Annotated in this window: 17 protein-coding genes, 1 tRNA gene and 1 pseudogene; 6 read left to right on the forward strand and 13 right to left on the reverse strand. The window is 59.9% G+C overall.

The genetic code is table 11. From position 1 onward, the window contains the following. Positions 1-25 precede the first annotated feature (25 nt). The 3 genes from HCO70_RS24985 to HCO70_RS09265 all read left to right on the forward strand — a co-directional run bounded on the left by HCO70_RS24985 (position 26) and on the right by HCO70_RS09265 (position 2,608). The gene (locus HCO70_RS24985) at positions 26-160 is read left to right on the forward strand and encodes a hypothetical protein (protein WP_256372958.1); all 135 of its coding nucleotides are present in this window, start codon (positions 26-28) and stop codon (positions 158-160) included. Between the two features lie 67 nt (positions 161-227). After that, positions 228-1,685 carry a hypothetical protein gene (locus tag HCO70_RS09260; protein WP_172295196.1) on the forward strand — a complete coding sequence of 486 codons (1,458 nt, stop codon included), beginning with the start codon at positions 228-230 and terminating at the stop codon, positions 1,683-1,685. Next, positions 1,682-2,608 (forward strand): site-specific tyrosine recombinase XerD, encoded by a 927-nt coding sequence (locus HCO70_RS09265; protein ID WP_172295198.1) that lies wholly within the window; start codon positions 1,682-1,684, stop codon positions 2,606-2,608. The genes HCO70_RS09260 and HCO70_RS09265 overlap by 4 nt, the downstream gene beginning before the upstream one ends. Positions 2,609-2,624: 16 nt before the next feature. Here the strand turns inward: HCO70_RS09265 and HCO70_RS09270 are convergent. Then, positions 2,625-2,952: pseudogene (locus HCO70_RS09270) on the reverse strand (antibiotic biosynthesis monooxygenase). Between the two features lie 309 nt (positions 2,953-3,261). Between HCO70_RS09270 and HCO70_RS09275 the strand changes: the two are divergent. Beyond that, on the forward strand, positions 3,262-4,563 hold the full coding sequence (locus tag HCO70_RS09275; RefSeq protein ID WP_172295200.1) for an HlyC/CorC family transporter: 1,302 nt from the start codon (positions 3,262-3,264) through the stop codon (positions 4,561-4,563). Positions 4,564-4,599: 36 nt separating this feature from the next. Here the strand turns inward: HCO70_RS09275 and HCO70_RS09280 are convergent, their stop codons facing one another. Continuing rightward, complete coding sequence (locus HCO70_RS09280) at positions 4,600-6,135, reverse strand: helicase HerA-like domain-containing protein (RefSeq protein ID WP_172295202.1); 1,536 nt, start codon at positions 6,133-6,135, stop codon at positions 4,600-4,602. Between the two features lie 412 nt (positions 6,136-6,547). Between HCO70_RS09280 and HCO70_RS09285 the strand changes: the two genes are divergently transcribed. After that, positions 6,548-7,165, forward strand: coding sequence for an invasion associated locus B family protein (locus HCO70_RS09285; RefSeq protein ID WP_172295204.1), 618 nt, complete (start codon positions 6,548-6,550; stop codon positions 7,163-7,165). Positions 7,166-7,246: 81 nt separating this feature from the next. Here HCO70_RS09285 and HCO70_RS09290 read toward each other — a convergent pair whose 3' ends face one another. The 4 genes from HCO70_RS09290 to HCO70_RS09305 all read right to left on the reverse strand — a co-directional run bounded on the left by HCO70_RS09290 (position 7,247) and on the right by HCO70_RS09305 (position 11,535). Next, a complete protein-coding gene (locus HCO70_RS09290) occupies positions 7,247-8,455 on the reverse strand; it encodes a beta-ketoacyl synthase (protein WP_172295206.1) in 1,209 nt (402 codons plus the stop codon). Next, positions 8,452-8,718: an acyl carrier protein gene (locus HCO70_RS09295; RefSeq protein WP_172295208.1), complete on the reverse strand. Its 267-nt coding sequence runs from the start codon at positions 8,716-8,718 to the stop codon at positions 8,452-8,454. The genes HCO70_RS09290 and HCO70_RS09295 overlap by 4 nt, the downstream gene beginning before the upstream one ends. A 30-nt stretch (positions 8,719-8,748) precedes the next feature. Further along, on the reverse strand, positions 8,749-9,843 hold the full coding sequence (gene lpxD, locus HCO70_RS09300; RefSeq protein WP_172295210.1) for a UDP-3-O-(3-hydroxymyristoyl)glucosamine N-acyltransferase: 1,095 nt from the start codon (positions 9,841-9,843) through the stop codon (positions 8,749-8,751). Between the two features lie 69 nt (positions 9,844-9,912). After that, positions 9,913-11,535: a murein L,D-transpeptidase gene (locus HCO70_RS09305; protein WP_172295212.1), complete on the reverse strand. Its 1,623-nt coding sequence runs from the start codon at positions 11,533-11,535 to the stop codon at positions 9,913-9,915. A gap of 346 nt (positions 11,536-11,881) precedes the next feature. Here HCO70_RS09305 and HCO70_RS09310 point away from each other — a divergent pair, with 346 nt between their 5' ends. Next, the gene (locus tag HCO70_RS09310; RefSeq protein ID WP_172295214.1) at positions 11,882-12,448 is read left to right on the forward strand and encodes a DUF882 domain-containing protein; all 567 of its coding nucleotides are present in this window, start codon (positions 11,882-11,884) and stop codon (positions 12,446-12,448) included. 99 nt (positions 12,449-12,547) lie between these two features. On the opposite strand, the gene glp is transcribed toward HCO70_RS09310, so the two are convergent. From glp to HCO70_RS09345, 7 genes are all read right to left on the reverse strand, one after another. Further along, positions 12,548-13,804: a gephyrin-like molybdotransferase Glp gene (gene glp, locus HCO70_RS09315; RefSeq protein ID WP_371742175.1), complete on the reverse strand. Its 1,257-nt coding sequence runs from the start codon at positions 13,802-13,804 to the stop codon at positions 12,548-12,550. Further along, entirely contained in the window at positions 13,801-14,322 is a 522-nt protein-coding gene (gene mobB / locus HCO70_RS09320) for a molybdopterin-guanine dinucleotide biosynthesis protein B (protein WP_172295216.1), read from the reverse strand. Before mobB ends, glp begins: the two co-directional genes overlap by 4 nt. Further along, positions 14,319-14,966: a molybdenum cofactor guanylyltransferase MobA gene (mobA, locus tag HCO70_RS09325; RefSeq protein WP_172295218.1), complete on the reverse strand. Its 648-nt coding sequence runs from the start codon at positions 14,964-14,966 to the stop codon at positions 14,319-14,321. Before mobA ends, mobB begins: the two co-directional genes overlap by 4 nt. Further along, complete coding sequence (locus HCO70_RS09330; RefSeq protein ID WP_371742199.1) at positions 14,932-15,756, reverse strand: formate dehydrogenase accessory sulfurtransferase FdhD; 825 nt, start codon at positions 15,754-15,756, stop codon at positions 14,932-14,934. The genes mobA and HCO70_RS09330 overlap by 35 nt, the downstream gene beginning before the upstream one ends. Before the next feature lie 200 nt (positions 15,757-15,956). Further along, entirely contained in the window at positions 15,957-16,598 is a 642-nt protein-coding gene (locus HCO70_RS09335) for a class II aldolase/adducin family protein (RefSeq protein WP_172295222.1), read from the reverse strand. Between the two features lie 115 nt (positions 16,599-16,713). Further along, a tRNA-Leu gene (locus HCO70_RS09340) sits at positions 16,714-16,799 on the reverse strand. A 49-nt stretch (positions 16,800-16,848) separates the two neighbouring features. Beyond that, positions 16,849-17,703, reverse strand: coding sequence for a neutral zinc metallopeptidase (locus HCO70_RS09345; RefSeq protein WP_172295224.1), 855 nt, complete (start codon positions 17,701-17,703; stop codon positions 16,849-16,851). Positions 17,704-17,771: the final 68 nt, after the last annotated feature.

Raw genomic sequence — 17,771 nt, forward strand, 5'->3', positions numbered from 1 at the left:
AGACGGTCAGACAGGCAGGAGACCCATGAGACTGATATTCAAGCTCATCCTTATATTGTTGGTGTTGGGCGCGATCGGGCTAACGGGTTATGCTTATCTGGGGGATATGACCCCGGAGCAACAGGATGTGTCGGAACCGGTGATTCTGGATGGCAGCTAGGAAGATTTCCGCACTTGTGCTTGGCGCCCTGGCTATTGCGACAACCGCCGGCGCTCAGGAAAAACCGATGTCGGCGATCGACTGGCTGTCGGATAGTGTATCTTCGGATCCACTGGCCTTTCCTTGGAACGAGCCGACGACCAGCGATGGCGCAGGAACCGAGTCAATCTCCGTCACGCCGCTGGACGAAGTCTCGCCTGACGCCGTGGGGCTGCTGCCGACATCGGTAACCGGCCTGCCGCGCACACTTTGGGGAACGAGTTCTTCCGAGGATCTGGCGCGGGAGCTTGAACAGATCCAGACCGGCCTGATGCCGGCAATGCAGGATTTGCTGCTTACTCTGCTTTTGGCGGAGCTCGACCCACCCTCAGACAGCGATCCGTCACATGCGCTGTTCCTGGCGCGCGTCGATGCGCTTATGGAACTGGGCGCGGTCGAACAGGCCGAGGCGCTGTTGAGACGGGCTGGGCCTTCGGACGAAGAAACATTCAGCCGTTGGTTCGATGCGAGCCTGCTAACCGGGACTGAGGATGCCGCTTGCGCGACACTCAAGATCAAGCCGGATTTGGCCCCCAATCTTGCGACGCGGATCTTCTGCCTGGCGCGCAACGGAGACTGGCATGCCGCCGCTGTTACTCTGGAAACGGGCCGTGCTCTTGACCAGTTGACCGGCGCTGAAGATGCAATTCTGGCTCGGTTCCTTGACCCCGAAACGTTCTCGGGCGCGCCAGAACTTGCGCCGCCAACACGCCCGACGCCTCTTGTGTTCAGACTATACGAATCTGTTGGTGAGCCGATCCCTTCGAACATACTACCGCTTCCATTCGCTCAGGCTGACCTGCGATTGAACACCGGCTGGAAATCGCAGATCGAAGCGGCCGAACGGCTCGCTCGTTCTGGAACGCTGGACGAAAACCGCCTGCTGGGTCTTTACACGGAACGCCAGCCAGCCGCATCCGGCGGGGTGTGGGATCGCGTTGCGGCGGTGCAGGCGTTCGAAACAGCGCTCGCCGCAGGAAATCACGAAGAAATCGCGAGCACCCTGGTTCATGCCTGGAACGTTCTGGGGGAAGCCGATCTTCAACCCGTTTTCGCGGACCTTTACGCCGACAAACTGGCTGACGCGGCTCTAGGCGGCGAAGCCGGACATCTTGCATTCGAGGTTGGTCTGCTGTCGCCGCACTATGAGTCGATTGCCTTGGAACATCAGCCACAGGATGCGAGTGAAAAATTTCTCAAGGCGGTCGCGCGAGGCGATGTGACCGGCATTTCCGCGCCAGACGAGACCTCAGCGGCGATCGCGGAAGGCTTTCGCATGTCTACACCGCCCGAGCGCCTAGCCGGGCTGGTAAACGACGGCAATCTCGGCGAAGCGATCCTGCGGGCGATACGTATGGCCACGGACGGAGCGCAAGGCGACCTCGAAAAGCTGAGAGACGCCGTTGCGCTATTCCGTTCCATCGGCCTGGAAGACACTGCGCGTCGTTTCGCCTTGCAGACTATGATCCTTGTGGAGGACGCATGACCCTGCATTGGGTCCAGAGCTTTCTCGAAGCGCAAGCGGCCGAACTCGACGCCGCAAAAAACACTCAACTAGCTTATGCCCGTGATCTGAAAGACTTCGCCGGTTGGCTCGAAAGGAATGGCCGCGACCTGGCTAGCGCCAGCCGCAGCGACATCGAGGCGTATCTGGTCGATTGCGATGCGCAGGGTCTGGCAAAATCGACCCGAGCGCGCCGACTTTCGGCCATCAAGCAGCTTTATCGGTTCGCCTTTGAGGAAGGTTTGCGGAGTGAAAACCCGGCAATCCAGATCAAGGGTCCTGGCCGCGAGGCGAAGCTTCCGAAGACTCTGTCGGTACCGGAAGTCGACGCGCTTCTGCGGGCTGCACAGACCCATGGTAGGTCCAAGACCGATCGGCTGCGCAATACCTGTCTGCTGGAACTGCTGTACGCCACGGGAATGCGCGTCAGCGAACTGGTCACACTGCCCGTCTCGGCCACACGAGGCGATCCGCGCATGCTGCTGGTCAAGGGAAAAGGTGGCAAGGAGCGCATGGTGCCATTGTCGCCGCCCGCCCGGGACGCATTGAAAGCTTGGATTGCACTTCGCGACGAGCAGGATGCCGAGGCGCAGAAAAATGGGAGACCAGGATCGCCCTACCTGTTTCCTTCGCGCAGCAAGGACGGCCACCTGACACGTCACCGTTTTTACATGTTGATCAAGGAACTGGCTGCTGCCGGCGGTGTATCACCCGCCAAGGTCACACCGCACACGCTGCGCCACGCTTTCGCTACGCACCTGCTGGCGAATGGCGCCGATCTGGTGTCGATACAGACACTACTGGGACATGCAGACGTCTCTACCACCGAGATCTATACGCACGTTCTGGACGAGCGGCTAAAGGAACTCGTGCTCGAACATCACCCCCTTGCCCGCGGCGTCTAAATCCGCACCGGACCCATTAGACACCTTCCAAGGCACCGATCCCTTGGATCGAGGTGAAACCCTCGAACCGCGGATGGCCATCGTGCAGCGGTTTGGTTTCACCGGCCGTCCGATGTGACGTCCGGAACTGCTCGCTGCGAGTCCAGGCAAAAAAATGCCTCTTCGCTTTCCCAGACCGTGTGGGACGCATAGAGGCGGTTGCCATCCTCCTCCGGCCCTTTCAACATGTGAAAGGCGACGAAACCGGGCAATTCCTGCAGATAGCTGTCGCGCGACAGCCAGCGCTCCTCGAAAGCCTCGGCATTCTCGAGAGGAACAGTGAAGCGATTCATGGCGATGTACATTGAGGTATCTCCGGCGGTTGAGGCGCCGCGTTCGAAAAGAACACGGCAAATGTCGAAGCCACTCCGCGCATATGTTGAACACTGCGCGAAATGAACGGCTGGCGGCTGGCTGGCGAGGCGGTGCAGCGACGCTATCGATACTGGCACAAGAAATCAATCATACAGCTAAAGCCCGGAAACGCAGAGATTATTGTTATTTATTAAAGCATTGTGCGTGCGACCATATGCAAGGAGACCTTTCCGGCACCTCTTGCATGGCAACGCACACGCCTTCAAAATATACCGGAACAACACAGGAACCCCCACCCAATGGCCGCCGACGCCACCATATGGATCACCAGCGCCGCGATCCTAACCCTTCTCGTCCTTTCTGCATTTTTCTCAGGCTCCGAAACAGCGTTAACAGCCGCCTCTCGTGGCAAGCTCAGGGCACAAGCCGACAAGGGGTCCAAGACCGCCGCAATGGCGCTGAAGATCACCGAAGACAACGAGCGATTGATCGGTTCTGTTCTGCTCGGCAACAACCTGGTCAACATCCTGGCCACGTCGCTGGCGACCGCCCTGTTCACCAGCTTGTTCGGACAAAACGGTGTGGCGCTGGCGACACTGGTGATGACCCTGCTGGTGCTGATCTTCGCCGAGGTGCTGCCGAAGACCTACGCCATCACCAATGCCGAGACGGCGGCAAGTTTCGTCTCGCCGGCGATCCGCTTGGTAATTCTGGTCCTGAACCCGGTCGTCTCGGCGGTCCGCTGGCTGGTTCGCGCGATCCTGGCACTGTTCGGAGTCAAGACCGACCCATCCAGTCAGATCCTCGCCGTCCGGGAAGAAATCGCCGGGGCCATTTCCCTTGGCCACAGCGAAGGTGCGGTGGAAAAAGAAGATCGTGACAGATTGCTGGGCGCGCTCGACCTTGCAGAGCGCACAGTCGAAGAGATCATGCTTCACCGCAGCCAGATCGAGATGATCGACGCCGCACTGCCGGCGCATGAAGTGCTGAAACTCTGCCTCGACTCCTCTCACACCCGCCTGCCCGTCTATCGCGACGAGCCCGAGAACATCGTCGGTGTTATTCATGCCAAGGACCTGCTTCGCGCCATGTACGCTCGGATGCGGGACGATGATACCGGCAGCGACGCAATGGCGGAGTTCAACGTGCTCGAGATCGCTATGGCTCCGTATTTCGTACCTGAGACCACGACACTCGACGACCAGATGCGGCAGTTCCTTCGCCGACACACCCATTTCGCGTTGGTCGTAGACGAATACGGCTCACTAGAAGGGCTGATCACGCTGGAAGACATACTGGAGGAAATTGTCGGGGAGATTACCGACGAATTCGACCTGGACGAGGATAATCCCCTTCGCCAGACCGAGAATGGCGACTACCTGGTCGACGGCGCCATGACGATCCGCGACCTGAACCGGGCCGCGGATTGGTCACTGCCTGACGAAGAGGCCAACACCATTGCCGGCCTGGTGATCCACGAGGCGCAGATGATCCCGAGCCAGGGTCAGGTCTTCGTCTTTCATGGGTTTCGCTTCGAGGTCGTGAAGCGCGAGGACAACCGTCTGACGCGGCTCAAGATCCGACCGAGCGGGGCGTCCTGACCGTAGGCGGGCCCGGTCCAACGAAACTACGGATCGCTAACGCGCTTTGAAGATTGATCCGAAGATTCCGCGCACAATGCGGCGGCCGGTAGTACCGCTCAGTTCCTTGACCAGAGCATCGGTCAGCGCACCGCCAATGCTGTCATTACCATAACGCCTGGAACTTTTCGTACCGGAGCCGCCGGAATACCGCCGGGCAGAGCGGAATTCCCGCTCTTCCTCCTCCAAGCGGGCTTCTTCTGCCTCGGCCGCCTCGACCTCCTTCGCTGCAGCATCGGCACGCTGCTTCAGCAGTTCGAATGCGCTTTCCCGATCCAAGGGTGTATCGTACTTGCCGGCCAAGGGCGAAGCCGCGATGACTTCCTGTCTTTGCTGATCACTAATTGCTCCGAGCTGCGATGAAGGCGGCCGGACCAGTGTGCGCTCGACAATACCCGGTGCGCCCTTGTCCTCCAGCATCGAGGTCACGGCTTCGCCGGTCCCGACCTCCTTGATCGCCTCTGCCGTGTCGAAGCGGGGGTTCGAGCGATAGGTCTCGGCGGCCCGTACAAGCGCCTTCTGATCCCGCGCGGTGAACGCCCGCAGCGCATGCTGCACACGGTTGCCGAGCTGGCCCAGGATGTCTTCGGGGACGTCATCGGGGTTCTGAGTGCAGAAGTAGACACCGACACCTTTAGACCGGATCAGTCGTGCCACCGTCTCAACCTTATCTATGAGTGCCTTGGCTGCGTCGTCGAACAAGAGATGCGCTTCGTCGAAAAAGAAAACGAGCTTCGGCTTGTTCGGGTCGCCAACCTCCGGCAGCTCTTCGAACAGCTCGGACAGAAGCCAGAGCAGAAACGTCGCGTATAGCTTTGGCGAAGCCATAAGCTGGTCGGCTGCCAGGACCGAGACCCTGCCACGCCCGTCTGCGTCAATCTGCATCAAATCCGCCAGTTCGAGAGCTGGTTCGCCGAATATGCCGGCCCCTCCCTGGTTCTCCAGCACCAGCAACTGGCGCTGGATCGCGCCGACAGACGCGTTGGAGATATGCCCGTAGTGCAGCGAAAGCTCCGCCGCGTTCTCGCCGACCCAGACCAGCAAAGCGCGCAGATCCTTCAGATCCAGCAACGGCAGCCCTTTTTCGTCGGACAACCGAAAGGCTATGTTCAGAACTCCCTCCTGCGCCTCAGTCAGATCCAGCATCCGGGCCAGCAGGAGCGGCCCCATCTCGGCCACGGTGGTGCGGATCGGGTGTCCTTTCTTCCCAAAGAGATCCCAGAATGTGACTGGAAATGCCTCGTAGTCGTAGTCGTCAAAACCGATCTTTTCGGCGCGACTGGTAAACGCCTCGTGCAGCTTGAATTCCGGCGAACCGGAAATCGCCAGGCCCGCCAGATCGCTCTTCACATCAGCCAGGAACACCGGAACGCCGGCCTTGGAAAATCCTTCAGCGAGGATCTGAACCGTCACCGTCTTTCCGGTGCCGGTCGCGCCAGCGATCAGACCGTGACGATTTGCATAGTCAAGACGTAAACCCTGAGGTTCGCTGTATGCTTCGCCGCCGCCGCCAAGGAATATCCGGTTCTCCATCAAATCGTCCTGAGCTGTCAAATCCGTACCTGGCGAAAATACATTGTTAAGTTTTGAGTGCCATAGAGAAGGCGCCCGGCGATCCATTGGACGACGGGCAGACTTCCTCCCTGTCAGACTGGCCGCGCCTTCGGGCGCGGTCTTTTTTGCTGCCTCCAAGATGCGAAAAAATTGTGAAAACTTACCCATTGACGCCTGCGAACAAAGGCCGTAGCTTCCGGGTCACAATACAAGTCGGCCAGTCCGGCAGGGAGAGAAACTATCAGGGAAAAGGGCCTTTTATGGCCCTTTTTTCATGTCTTGTCTTAACGCTGGCAGAGCCTTGCCGCGGCTCCAAATCGGGGCCTGACACCAGCGGGCACCCATGTTACACCCTGCGCCGACGAAATGTCTGATGACAGATGGATGCCCAATGCACGACTTGATTCGCACTCTTCCTCTTGCCCTTCTTCTCGCGCTTGCCGGACCGGCCGTTGCGCAGGAAGCAACCGGCACACCCGAAGCAACCGAGGAAGCCACACCTGATCCTCTGGAACTGAACATGGGCCAGACTGCCGAAGAAGGTCCCGGCTCAATCTATGAGAAATCGGTTCATGATGACTGGCAGATCCGCTGTATCCGTACGGAAGGCGGCGAGGATCCGTGCCAACTCTATCAGCTGCTGAGTGATGAGAACGGCAACCCGGTTTCGGAAATCAACATCTTTCCGCTGGGCGAAGCCGGTGGCGACGCAGTGGCCGGTGCAACGGTTGTCACGCCGCTGGAAACGCTGCTCACCGCACAGCTTGCCCTGTCCGTGGACACCAGCGGCTTCAAGAAATATCCGTTCAGCTGGTGCTCGCAGATTGGCTGCTTTGCACGGCTTGGTTTCACGCAGGCTGATGTAGATACGTTCAAGGCCGGAAACTCCGCAACGGTCGTGATCGTACCCGTCGCAGCCCCCGACCAGCGCGTCACGCTGGCGATTTCGCTGAAAGGCTTCACGGCGGCCTACGAGGAAGCGCTGGAACTTGCGACCGCGGCTCAGTAACGCGCCACGACAATACCGGACACAAAACGCCGCCGGGCTCCGGCGGCGTTTTCTTTTTGGCCCGAAACACTGCTTCGGACTTCAGATTTTCCGCAAAGCAAGGACGGCGTTCAGACCGCCAAAGGCGAACGCGTTGGAAAGCACCGCGTCGACAGGCGCCTCGCGCGCGTCATTCGGCACAACGTCCAGCGCGCATTCAGGGTCCGCTTCCTCATAACCGATGGTTGGCGCGATGATACCGTCGCGCAGCGCCAGGATGCAGGCCAGAAGCTCCACCGCGCCGGTCCCGCCGATCAGGTGGCCGTGCATAGACTTCGTGGATGATATCATCAACCGGTCCGCCTGACGGCCCAGTGCGTCCGCCACCGCCGCGCATTCGGTCTTGTCGTTCGCGGCAGTACCGGTTCCGTGCGCATTGATGTAGCCGATGTCGTCGCGGTTCATTCTGGCATCCGCCAGAGCCCCGGTTATGGCGCGCGCTGCGCCCTGTTTCGACGGCATCACGATGTCGGACGCATCGGAAGTCATCGCAAAGCCTGAGACCTCTGCCATGATTTCAGCGCCGCGCTTTTTCGCCCGCTCGTATTCCTCGAAAACGAAGATACCAGCCCCCTCGCCCTGCACCATTCCGGACCGGTTGGCCGAAAACGGGCGGCATGCCTCTTTCGACATGACGCGAAGCCCTTCCCAGGCTTTCACACCACCGAAACAGAGCATTGATTCCGAGCCGCCCGTCACCATCGCGTCGGCCATGCCGGAGCGGATCATCTGAAACGCCTGCCCCATCGCATGGTTCGACGACGCGCAAGCCGTTGCAACGGTAAAAGTCGGACCCTTCAGGTTCCATTCCATGGATACGTGACTGGCAGCCGCGTTGTTCATCAGCTTCGGCACGATGAAGGGGTGAACTCGGTTCTTGCCCTCCTCATAGACCGCGCGATAGTTCTCGTCCTGGGTCGAGAGGCCACCGCCAGAGGTCCCCAGGACCACACCTGACCGCGCTGCAAGGTCTCCGATGAATTCCAAACCCGATTGACCGATCGCCTCTTTCGCGGCGAGCAAAGCGAATTGGGTGAAACGGTCGTAGAGGGCTATTTGCTGGCGGTTGAAATGGGCGTGCTCGTCGTATCCTTTAACCTGTCCGCCGATCTTGACGGAAAGCCGGTCGACATCGCGAATTTCAAGCTCACCGATACCGCAGCGCCCCTCGCGCATTGCCTCCAGCGTGTCGGACACATTCTGACCGAGCGGGTTGATCGTACCCGCACCGGTTATGACAACGCGTCTCATCCGTGCTGGTCTTTCACCAGGCCTTCCACCGCGGTGACGATGGCATTGACGGAAGAAATGTCGAAATCGCTCTTCTCGGGTTCATTGGCGTTGAACGGCACCTGTATGTCGAACTCTTCTTCGATCGCAAAGATCGACTCGACCAGTCCCAGACTGTCGATTCCCAGGTCTTCAAGCGTCTGTTCGCCTTTGACGTCCGAGACCTCGAGCACCGCCTGTTCGGCGATGATCCCGATGACGCGATCTCTGACAGCTGCAGTCATGCCCGTCCTCTCACCCTTTTGCGGCGTGATTTAGTCGGTCCGGTCCGGATTTGAAACCGGTTTCTTGCGCTCCATGAGACGGTCGATCAGGCGCGGCAGACGACGCAGCGCCTTGTACATCTCGACATGCGTGTCCATTTTCACGGCCGGATAGCCGAGGATCACACGCCCGGCCGGAACGTTCGACATGATGACCGTCGCGCCGCCCGCGACCACGCCGTCACCGATGAAGATGTTGTCGACGACGCCGACCTTGCCGCCGAATGTCACGTTGTTTCCAATCTTGACCGAACCGGCGATACCGACCTGTCCCGCGAACAGACAATCGCGTCCGATCTCGCAGTTGTGCGCGATATGGACCTGATTATCGATCTTTGTGCCGCTGCCGATACTGGTCGGCCTGATCGTGCCCGCATCGATGCAGGCATTCGCGCCAAGTTCGACATCGTCTCCGATTTCCACCGCACCCAGTGAGTGAATCCGAATCCAGGATTGTGCCTTGGCAGTGTCGGCGTCGCCCATGGTCTCCCGTGCTGCTTCGGCCTTCGATTTTTCGGGCGTCACGAAGCTGAAGCCATCGGCACCGATCACAGCGCCAGGCTGGGCAATGAACCGATCTCCGATCTTCACGCGGGCACCGATCCGTACGCCGGGATGGATCAGGGCATCGTCGCCCAGCACAGCGTCCTTCGAGATCGACACATGCGGTCCGACCCGGGCGTTGCGGCCAATCCGAACGCCCGACCCGATCACGACATAAGGCGCAATCGCAGCGCCCGAGCCGATCTCCGCCCCTTCTCCGATCACAACCGTCTTGTGGACGCCCGGCGCAATCTCCAGTCCCGGATCGAGCATCGCTGTTAGTGCAGCCATCGCCATCCGCCCGCGTGGGACTTCAATGGCGGCCTTCAGCCCCAGGGCTTTCCAGTCGGCGCCGGGCCAGAGAAGCGCCGCGCGCGCCCTGCCCCGCGTCAGTCCCTCGGCGTATTTCGGATCCATAGCCAAAGCCAGATCGTCCGGTCCGGCCCTAGCCGGTTCGGCGGCGTGGGTTACGCGAAGGCTCGTTTTGCCAAAGGCGCTCGCGCCCAGAGCTTCGGCAAGTTCGGCTATGGTGAAACCGTGCATTCCTACTCCGCACAAAGCGCAACGGCACGGGTCCGATAACCCGCGCCGTTCCGGATCATCGCGGCGTGTTTAGCTGGCGAAGCCGTTCAATACTACCCCGGCGCGCAGCAACGCGTCGAAGATCTTGGCATCGCGCCCATAGACGTCACTGCGGAAATTCGCGTGCCCTTTCGGCGAAATGAACGCCGTCCGGTAGACCAGATGCACCGGGATAGGTTCCTTCAGATCAATCTGGGTGTTCTGCCCTGTGTTCAGGATCCGGTGGAAATAATCGACCGGGTTGTCAACCTGCCGCGCCAGCAGATGGTAGGCGAAGTCGAATGGGTCAGCGAGCCGGATGCAGCCGTGGCTGAAATCGCGGCGGTCGCGCGCAAACAAGGATTTAGAAGGCGTGTCATGCAGGTAGATGTTGTAGCGGTTCGGGAACATGAACTTTACCAAGCCCAACGCATTCCCGTTGCTGGGCGGCTGGCGAAGCGCAAAGGGGAAGTTGTTGGGCGTGACGGCCGCCCAGTTGATACGTTCCGGAGGGATGATTTGCCCGCCTCCCGCGACGATCTGCAGGTGCCGCGCAGCGCCACCGCGCGAGGCGATCATAGCCGGCAGATATTCATTCTCGGCAATCGATCGCGGCACGTTCCAGTACGGGTTGATCTCCATGTACTCCATGACATCAGAGAATTCCGGACTGCGCCGATCATGGGAATTCGCGCCGATAACCGATCGGGTCTCGAACGTCACCTCGCCGTGGTCGACGATCTTCGCGGTGAAATCTACAAGGTTAACCCAGACATGACGTTCGCCACGTTCGATATTCATCCAGCGCTCGCGTTCCATAGCTACGAGGATCGAAGGCAGCCGATCCTCGATCTGAACATTGATGGCTTCGATCGTGGCAGTCCCCGCAACCCCATCGGTGTTCAGGCCCATATCATACTGGAAATCCTGTACCGCTTTCTGCAAAGCCGCGTCGTAGTCGACCGAAGCCGAACGGTTGAGGTAACCCATCTTAATCAGGCGGTTGCGCAATTGCACAATAGCGTTTCCGCTGTCGCCCGGCTCCAGCTTGGACGCATTGACCACTGGGCCCCAGCCACCACGTTCCAACTGCCTTTGAAGTTCGATACGCGCCTTCATAAGACGGTTGTATTCCGGCGCCTTCGGCGGCAGCGAGCGGAGGAACACCACGGGGTTTTCAGACACAAACGACTTGAGAAGATCGGTGCCGTCTCGGCGCGGCACATCGCGAACGATTCCTTCGTCGATCGACTTAGGAGTGAGGATCCCGGTTGAGACATCATGGGCGTATTTCAGGAACACGCGCGACAGCATGACTTCCACCCGACCGAGATCGCGCTGAGTACGGACGCCACGCATAGCCGCTTCGAGAGCATCGGTCTTGTAGCTGGACGCCGGCAAGGCATGATCTGCCGCACGCTTTAGCGCCGTGAACAACGCGACGCGGCGCGCCTCAAATTCAGCGCCTTGACCGACCCAGACCGGTGCATATGCATTGGATCGATAAAACGTCGCAATCTCATCATCCAGCGCGGCAGTCTCGGCGACGGCGGACATGAACGGAGTCACGCGCGGGTCTGCCTGCACCTCGACGCATGCACCAAAAGACGCAGTCGCAAAAAGCACAGCAGCCAAAGCACGGCCAAATCTTGTATTGAATCCCGGCAGCAGCATTCCCACTCGATCCCTTTTCTTCAATTCCCAACTCTCACATGCATACAAGACGATAACGTAGCCCGAACCGTTCGCCTTCAATTGATCACGTTTTGGTCAGCCAACGGCGGTGTCACTTTCACGCAACGCTCGCCCCCAAAAGCTGAATTCCGCTGCCTTAACGTTAATGTAAGAGTGTTTCAGCAGAATTCCGCCGATTCCAAAAGCTTTTTGGAACCCTGACCGGGGCAGGTATTGGCAATCACCTCGAACCTGTGGCACAAAAACGATGCGCCTGGGGATGAGGCAGCAACAAACGCCACGATAACAGTGGCATACACGGCAAGCGACGGGACGCTTTTACATCATGGGAACGAGCTCGAATGGCCTTTCGAGGCGCGCGTTGCTCGGGGCATTTGCCGCGACCGCGGCAACGGCAGCACCGACTTTCAGCAATGCAGCAGGGTTTTTGCGAGGCGCAGGGGATATCCGCAGAATCCGAATGTACTCCGGTCGAACCGGCGAGATGATCGACAGCATCTACTGGATCGAGGGTGAATACATCAAAGAGGTGATGCAAGAGGTCACCTATTTCATGCGCGACTGGCGCACAGACGAACTTCACGGAATCGACATGCGCACAATAGACATCATGTCCGCTGCGCATAACCTGCTGGATGCGACGGAGCCTTACACGCTTTTCTCCGGTTATCGTTCCCCCTCGACCAACGCGATGCTTCGTGCTCGCTCCAGCGGTGTGGCGAGGAATTCGCTGCATATGCAGGGCCAGGCTGCGGACCTTCACCTGCAATCTCGTAGCGTGAATCAAATGGCCCGCGCCGCGGAGGCTTGCCGCGCCGGCGGTGTCGGCCGGTACTCCGGGTCGCAATTCGTCCACATGGACTGCGGCGCAGTCCGGTCTTGGGGCGCCTGATAGGGCCGCAATCCTTTCGTAAATCCAAAGCACGGCCGTCCCATTCGGGGCGGCTATTCAGTTTTGGCTTACTTGTAATCGATTGCGCTACAATACCGGTCAGCGCCCAAAAGCTTCAAACGGCAGAAAGCGGACAGGATCGCCGGGTCGGATTTCCTGCGCAGCGTCGCCGATCTCCACCAGACCCGACGCCCAGCTTAGGCCCGAGATTCGGCCCGACCCTTCCGACCGGAAAACTTCGGCTGCGCCGTCACCATTCAATCGCGCCCGCAGGTATTCGCGACGGCCGGGTTTTTTCGACTTGCTGAAAGCGGCAGGCACCATGTAGCCGAGGGCTTCCTGCCAGTCCCCTCCGGCCAGTACTCGGAAGGCAGGGCCCCCAAATACGAGGGTGCAGACGTAGGCGGCAACGGGATTGCCGGGAAGACCAAAGACCGGCACCTGCCGCCAAAGGCCCAAAGCCAATGGTCGCCCAGGCTTAACTGCTATCCGCCAGCTCTCAATCGTCCCTGTGTCTTTAAGAAGAGCAGAGATGTGATCCTCTTCCCCCGCCGATGCGCCGCCAGTGGTCAGGATCACATCCGCTTGCTCGGAGGCCATATTCATCCTGACGCTCAGCTCATGTCGGTCGTCCTGCACGTGTCCCAAGTCGACCGCGCGGTAGCCCCAGCTCGCGACAAGCGACAGAAGCATCGGACGGTTTGCATCGAAGATTTGGTGCGGTTTAGCCTCCTGGCCGACCGCCCGGATCTCGTCACCTGTCGATAGTACGCCAATCTTTAAGGGCACATGTACCCTGACTTCGCGCACTCCAACGGATGCAAGAAGCGCCAAATCCTGTGGTTCAAGCCGTCTGGATTTCTTGAAAACTACGGTTGCCGCCGGTACGTCTTCACCCGCCTTGCGCGTGTTCGAGCCTGGTTTTATCGGTCCACGGAACGCAATACGCGCCGTCTCCGCCGTGACATCCTCTTGCAGGACAACCGTATCGACTCCGTCTGGCAACATGGCTCCGGTCAGGATGCGGATGGCATGTCCGTCGGGTACTTCACCTTCAAACGGTTGCCCGGCTGCCGCTCGCCCCGGCACCAGCGGAAGGATCTGAACGCCCTGCCCGGTCGCCGCGGCTGCAAAGCCGTACCCGTCCACTGCCGAATTCGGCATTGGTGGATTGGACCGCTCCGCCAAAACATCTTCCGCCAGAAACCGACCAGCGGCTTGGAACAAGGGTACACGCTCGACCGAAGTCACAGCGTGAAGGCGCTGTCGAAGTAACGCCTTGGCGTCATCAACCGGCGTCCAGTCCACTCCCGGTGGCAATGCGAAGCAATCGTTCTTTAACGGCGGCGGTTTCACGATCCGGTCCGACGCAGAGCCGCAAGGCTGGTCTGCTCCAATACAAAATCAGCAATGGAAATGGTGTCGTCGAGGTCGAAAACCGGCCTGTTCAGATCTGGATGATCCGCATCGCTCGCCACCGCGAGGATCGATGTGTCTTCAGTCGCGATAAGGAGCTGTCCTGTGGCAGACCTGTGTGCTTCGAGCTTGGGATGTGCGTCGCGCTTGTAGCCTTCGATCAGTACGAGATCGACCGGCGACAGCCGTTCGAGCAGTTCCTCCAGCGTTGGCTCCGTGGCCCCGCGCAGCTCGTGCATCAGGACCCAACGCCGGCCCGACGCCAGCAGAACTTCCTGAGCACCTGCGTCACGATGCCGATAGCTGTCCTTTCCAGGCTGGTCGACATCGAACGAGTGATGCGCGTGTTTCACCGTGGATACCGAGACTCCGCGTCCGCGGATTTCGGTGACCAAACGCTCCATCAAGCCGGTTTTTCCCGAGTTCTTCCAGCCGACGATACCGAACACAGCACTCATACTTCCTCCCGCAGGATATCCTCGGCCAAGAGCATATCCTCGGCGGTGTTTATGTTGAAGAACGGCTCAAAGGGCATTGCAGGGAAACGCGCCGTAGCCGCACCATGACGGTCGGTCCAGGCTACCACCTTGCGAGTCCCGTCTTTCAACGCCTGCCTCAGGTCATCTCGCAGGGTCACCGCCCAAAGACCGAATGTCGGGTGTCGATGTTGTTCGCCGCTCTCATCCTGAGTCGCGGCTAACGAGATGGGATATCTTTCTTTTTCAACGGCATCCGCAAGTTTCCTCACGAGGTTCTTGGGAAAGAACGGTGTGTCTGCAGCGACGGTCACTATCCAGTCGGCGCCGTCCTCCGCCGCGCGGTCGAGCCCTGCCAGGACACCGGCAAGCGGCCCCGGATTGTCGCTGACCGTGTCCGGCAAAACCGGCAGACCGAAAGGTGCAAAGCGTTCCGGATCGCCATTGGCGTTAAGGTAGATTGTTTGCACTTGCGGTGTCAGCCGCCGGATCACGTGCGACAGGATCGGGCGCCCGCCCAGAGGCAGCAGAGACTTGTCTCCGCCCCCCATTCGCCGCGACAGCCCGCCGGCAAGGATTACACCCGGAATATCATACACCGGCGCTTTTCCTCCTGTGTCGACCATCTTCTTCGGGCACGGCCAGCGGATCGGCATCCCAGACCAGCCGTTCAGCGCCGGAAAGGCACACGAACCGTTTTCCCCGCATCCGGCCAATCAGCGTAAGTCCGACATTTCTTGCGATCTCAACGCCCCATGCGGTAAATCCGGACCGCGACGCGAGCACGGGAATTCCCATCTGCGCTGTCTTGATTACCATTTCCGAGGTCAGGCGCCCGGTGGTGTAGAGGATCTTGTCGGCCGCCGGGGCACCTTCACGAAACATCCAGCCCGCGATCTTGTCGACCGCATTGTGGCGTCCGACATCCTCCATGTAGACCAGCGGCCGATCTTCCCGGCAAAGTACAGTTCCATGGATTGCGCCGGCTTCCAGATACAGGCTGGGCGCGGTGTTTATCGCCTGCGCCAGTGTGTACAACCAAGACGTCCTGACAGTTGAGGATGACAAGGTAACGCCCTGTAACCCCTCCATCATATCACCGAACACGGTCCCAACCGCGCAGCCGGACGTCCGGGTCTTCTTCTTCAGCTTGTCCTCGTAATCGGTCGCTCGCGCGGTACGCACCACAACGACGTCGAGTTCTTCGTCGTAATCGACACCGGTGACGTCGTCATCCTGGTGGAGCATTCCCTGATTCAGCAGGAACCCGAGTGCGAGATAATCCGGATAATCGCCAATGGTCATCGCAGTGACGATCTCCTGCGAATTCAGGTAAATGGTCAGTGGACGCTCCGTCACGACATTCAGGGTCACCGGCTGCCCCTCATGATCGACGCCGTCCACCGCCTGCGTCAACCGCGGGTCAGCGGGATCCGGTGCGATCAGGAATGGGTCGTCCACGTCAGTGTCCTTACCCGGCGCATCTGTCTTCAATTCCCCTCCTCGGGCCAAGCCATGCGAAACCGGCATTGCCCGCTAGTGCCTCAGCCACAGTCGGCGACCGGTTTTCGGCCTCCTGCACCGTAGACCAAGCGCGTCTGGCTTGCCACAAGGTGTCAGTCCTGGCGGCCATAGCCTTTCACCTTCTCAAGTACGCGCTCGATTTCCGCCTCGCTCAACAGGGGCGGCTCGCCGAACGGCAGACAGCCGAGATACTGCTTCGCTAGTGTCTCCACCTCCACCGCCAGCCACATCGCCTTGTCAAGCGTCGCGCCGCAAGCGATCATCCCGTGATGGGCGAGCAGACAGGCCTGCCGCCCCTGCAACGCCTCAAGCGCGTGACGCGAAAGTTCCGCGGTTCCGAAGGTCGCGTAAGGGGCGCAGCGGATATCCGTACCACCTGCGACCGCTATCATATAATGCAGCGGCGGGATCGGCTTTTCCATAATGGCCAGTGTCGTGCAGGCAATGGGATGCGCATGCACCACCGCGCCGGCTTCCGGCTTGTCGCGCAGGATATCGAGGTGAAACCGCCATTCGGTCGAGGGCTTCAGTTCGCCTTCGATCGCGCCGTTAAACCCCATCCAGACGATATCTTTCGGTGTCATCAGGTCGTAAGGCGTCGCTGAAGGCGTGATCAGGATCCCCTCGCCTTCGCGAACAGAGATGTTCCCCGACGTACCCTGATTGATCCCGCTCCAGTTCATCTCCTGACAGGCCGCGATGATCGCCGCCCGCGTTTCGATGCTTCCGCGCATTAGCTACCCTTCCCGCGCCTCTGTCCCGTCCTTCATCGGACAACGAAGGGCCCGTGCGCAACCCTCAAGGGAGCGGAGCCCGCGCAAAAGGCAAGCAGATGCAAATGTGAAAAGCTGGTGCCCGAGGGGGGACTCGAACCCCCACGGTATTGCTACCGGCGGATTTTGAATCCGCTGCGTCTACCATTCCGCCACTCGGGCCACCGGCCCTTCGATTAGCGTCCGGCATGCGCGTCGTAAACAGGATTTTTCACAAGGACTGCGCGCTGAATGTGTCGCAAGCTTCGATCCTGCCCTCACTGAACCCGCGCTGGAACCAGCGCATCCGCTGTTCCGAGGTACCGTGAGTGAAGGTGTGTGGTGCCGGAACCCGCCCGGCATTGCGCTGCAACGTATCGTCACCGATCCGCTTTGCCGCGTTGATCGCCTCCTCCAGGTCGCCGCCTTCGAGAATGTCGAACCGCTCGTCGGCATACCGTGCCCAGACTCCGGCCAGGCAATCCGCCTGCAACTCGATGCGGACCGAAATCGCGTTTGACTGTGCCTCGCTCGACCGCTCGCGGATTGCGTTGGCCTGCGCAAGAATTCCTAATTCGTCCTGCACGTGATGGGCGATCTCATGTGCAACCACATAGGCCGCAGCGAAATCGCCACTCGCGCCCAGCCGTTGCGCCAGCGTAGTGAAGAAGGCCGTGTCGAGATAGGCCTTTTCGTCCAGCGGGCAGTAGAATGGTCCCGTCGCCCCATTGGCGCCACCGCAGGGCGATTGCGTGAAATTCTTGAACAAGACCAACGTTGCCGGATCGTATTGCACATCAAGCTCCTGGCTGAACACCTGGGTCCACACGTCCTCGGTATCGGCCAGCACGACCGACACGAACTCCCCCGCCTGCTGATCCGCCTCGGTCAGCCCGACGCCACCGCCATAACTGTCCGTCGTCACCGTCTCGTCCAGCATCGGCGACAGGTCGACGCCAAAAAACCAGCCGACCACAACAATCGCCAGTATGCCGAGCCCGCCGGCACCGCCGATTGCAATGCCACCACCACCGGCACGCCGGCGATCCTCGATATTCGCGCTGCCGCGCCGCCCTCTCCACCGCATTAACGTCGAACTCCTCAATCGGACGACAAAAGGATATGTCGCGCCGGCAATCCGGCAAGCTTGACCTT

This window comes from Pseudoruegeria sp. HB172150, from assembly GCF_013184805.1.
Lineage (GTDB): Bacteria > Pseudomonadota > Alphaproteobacteria > Rhodobacterales > Rhodobacteraceae > Psychromarinibacter.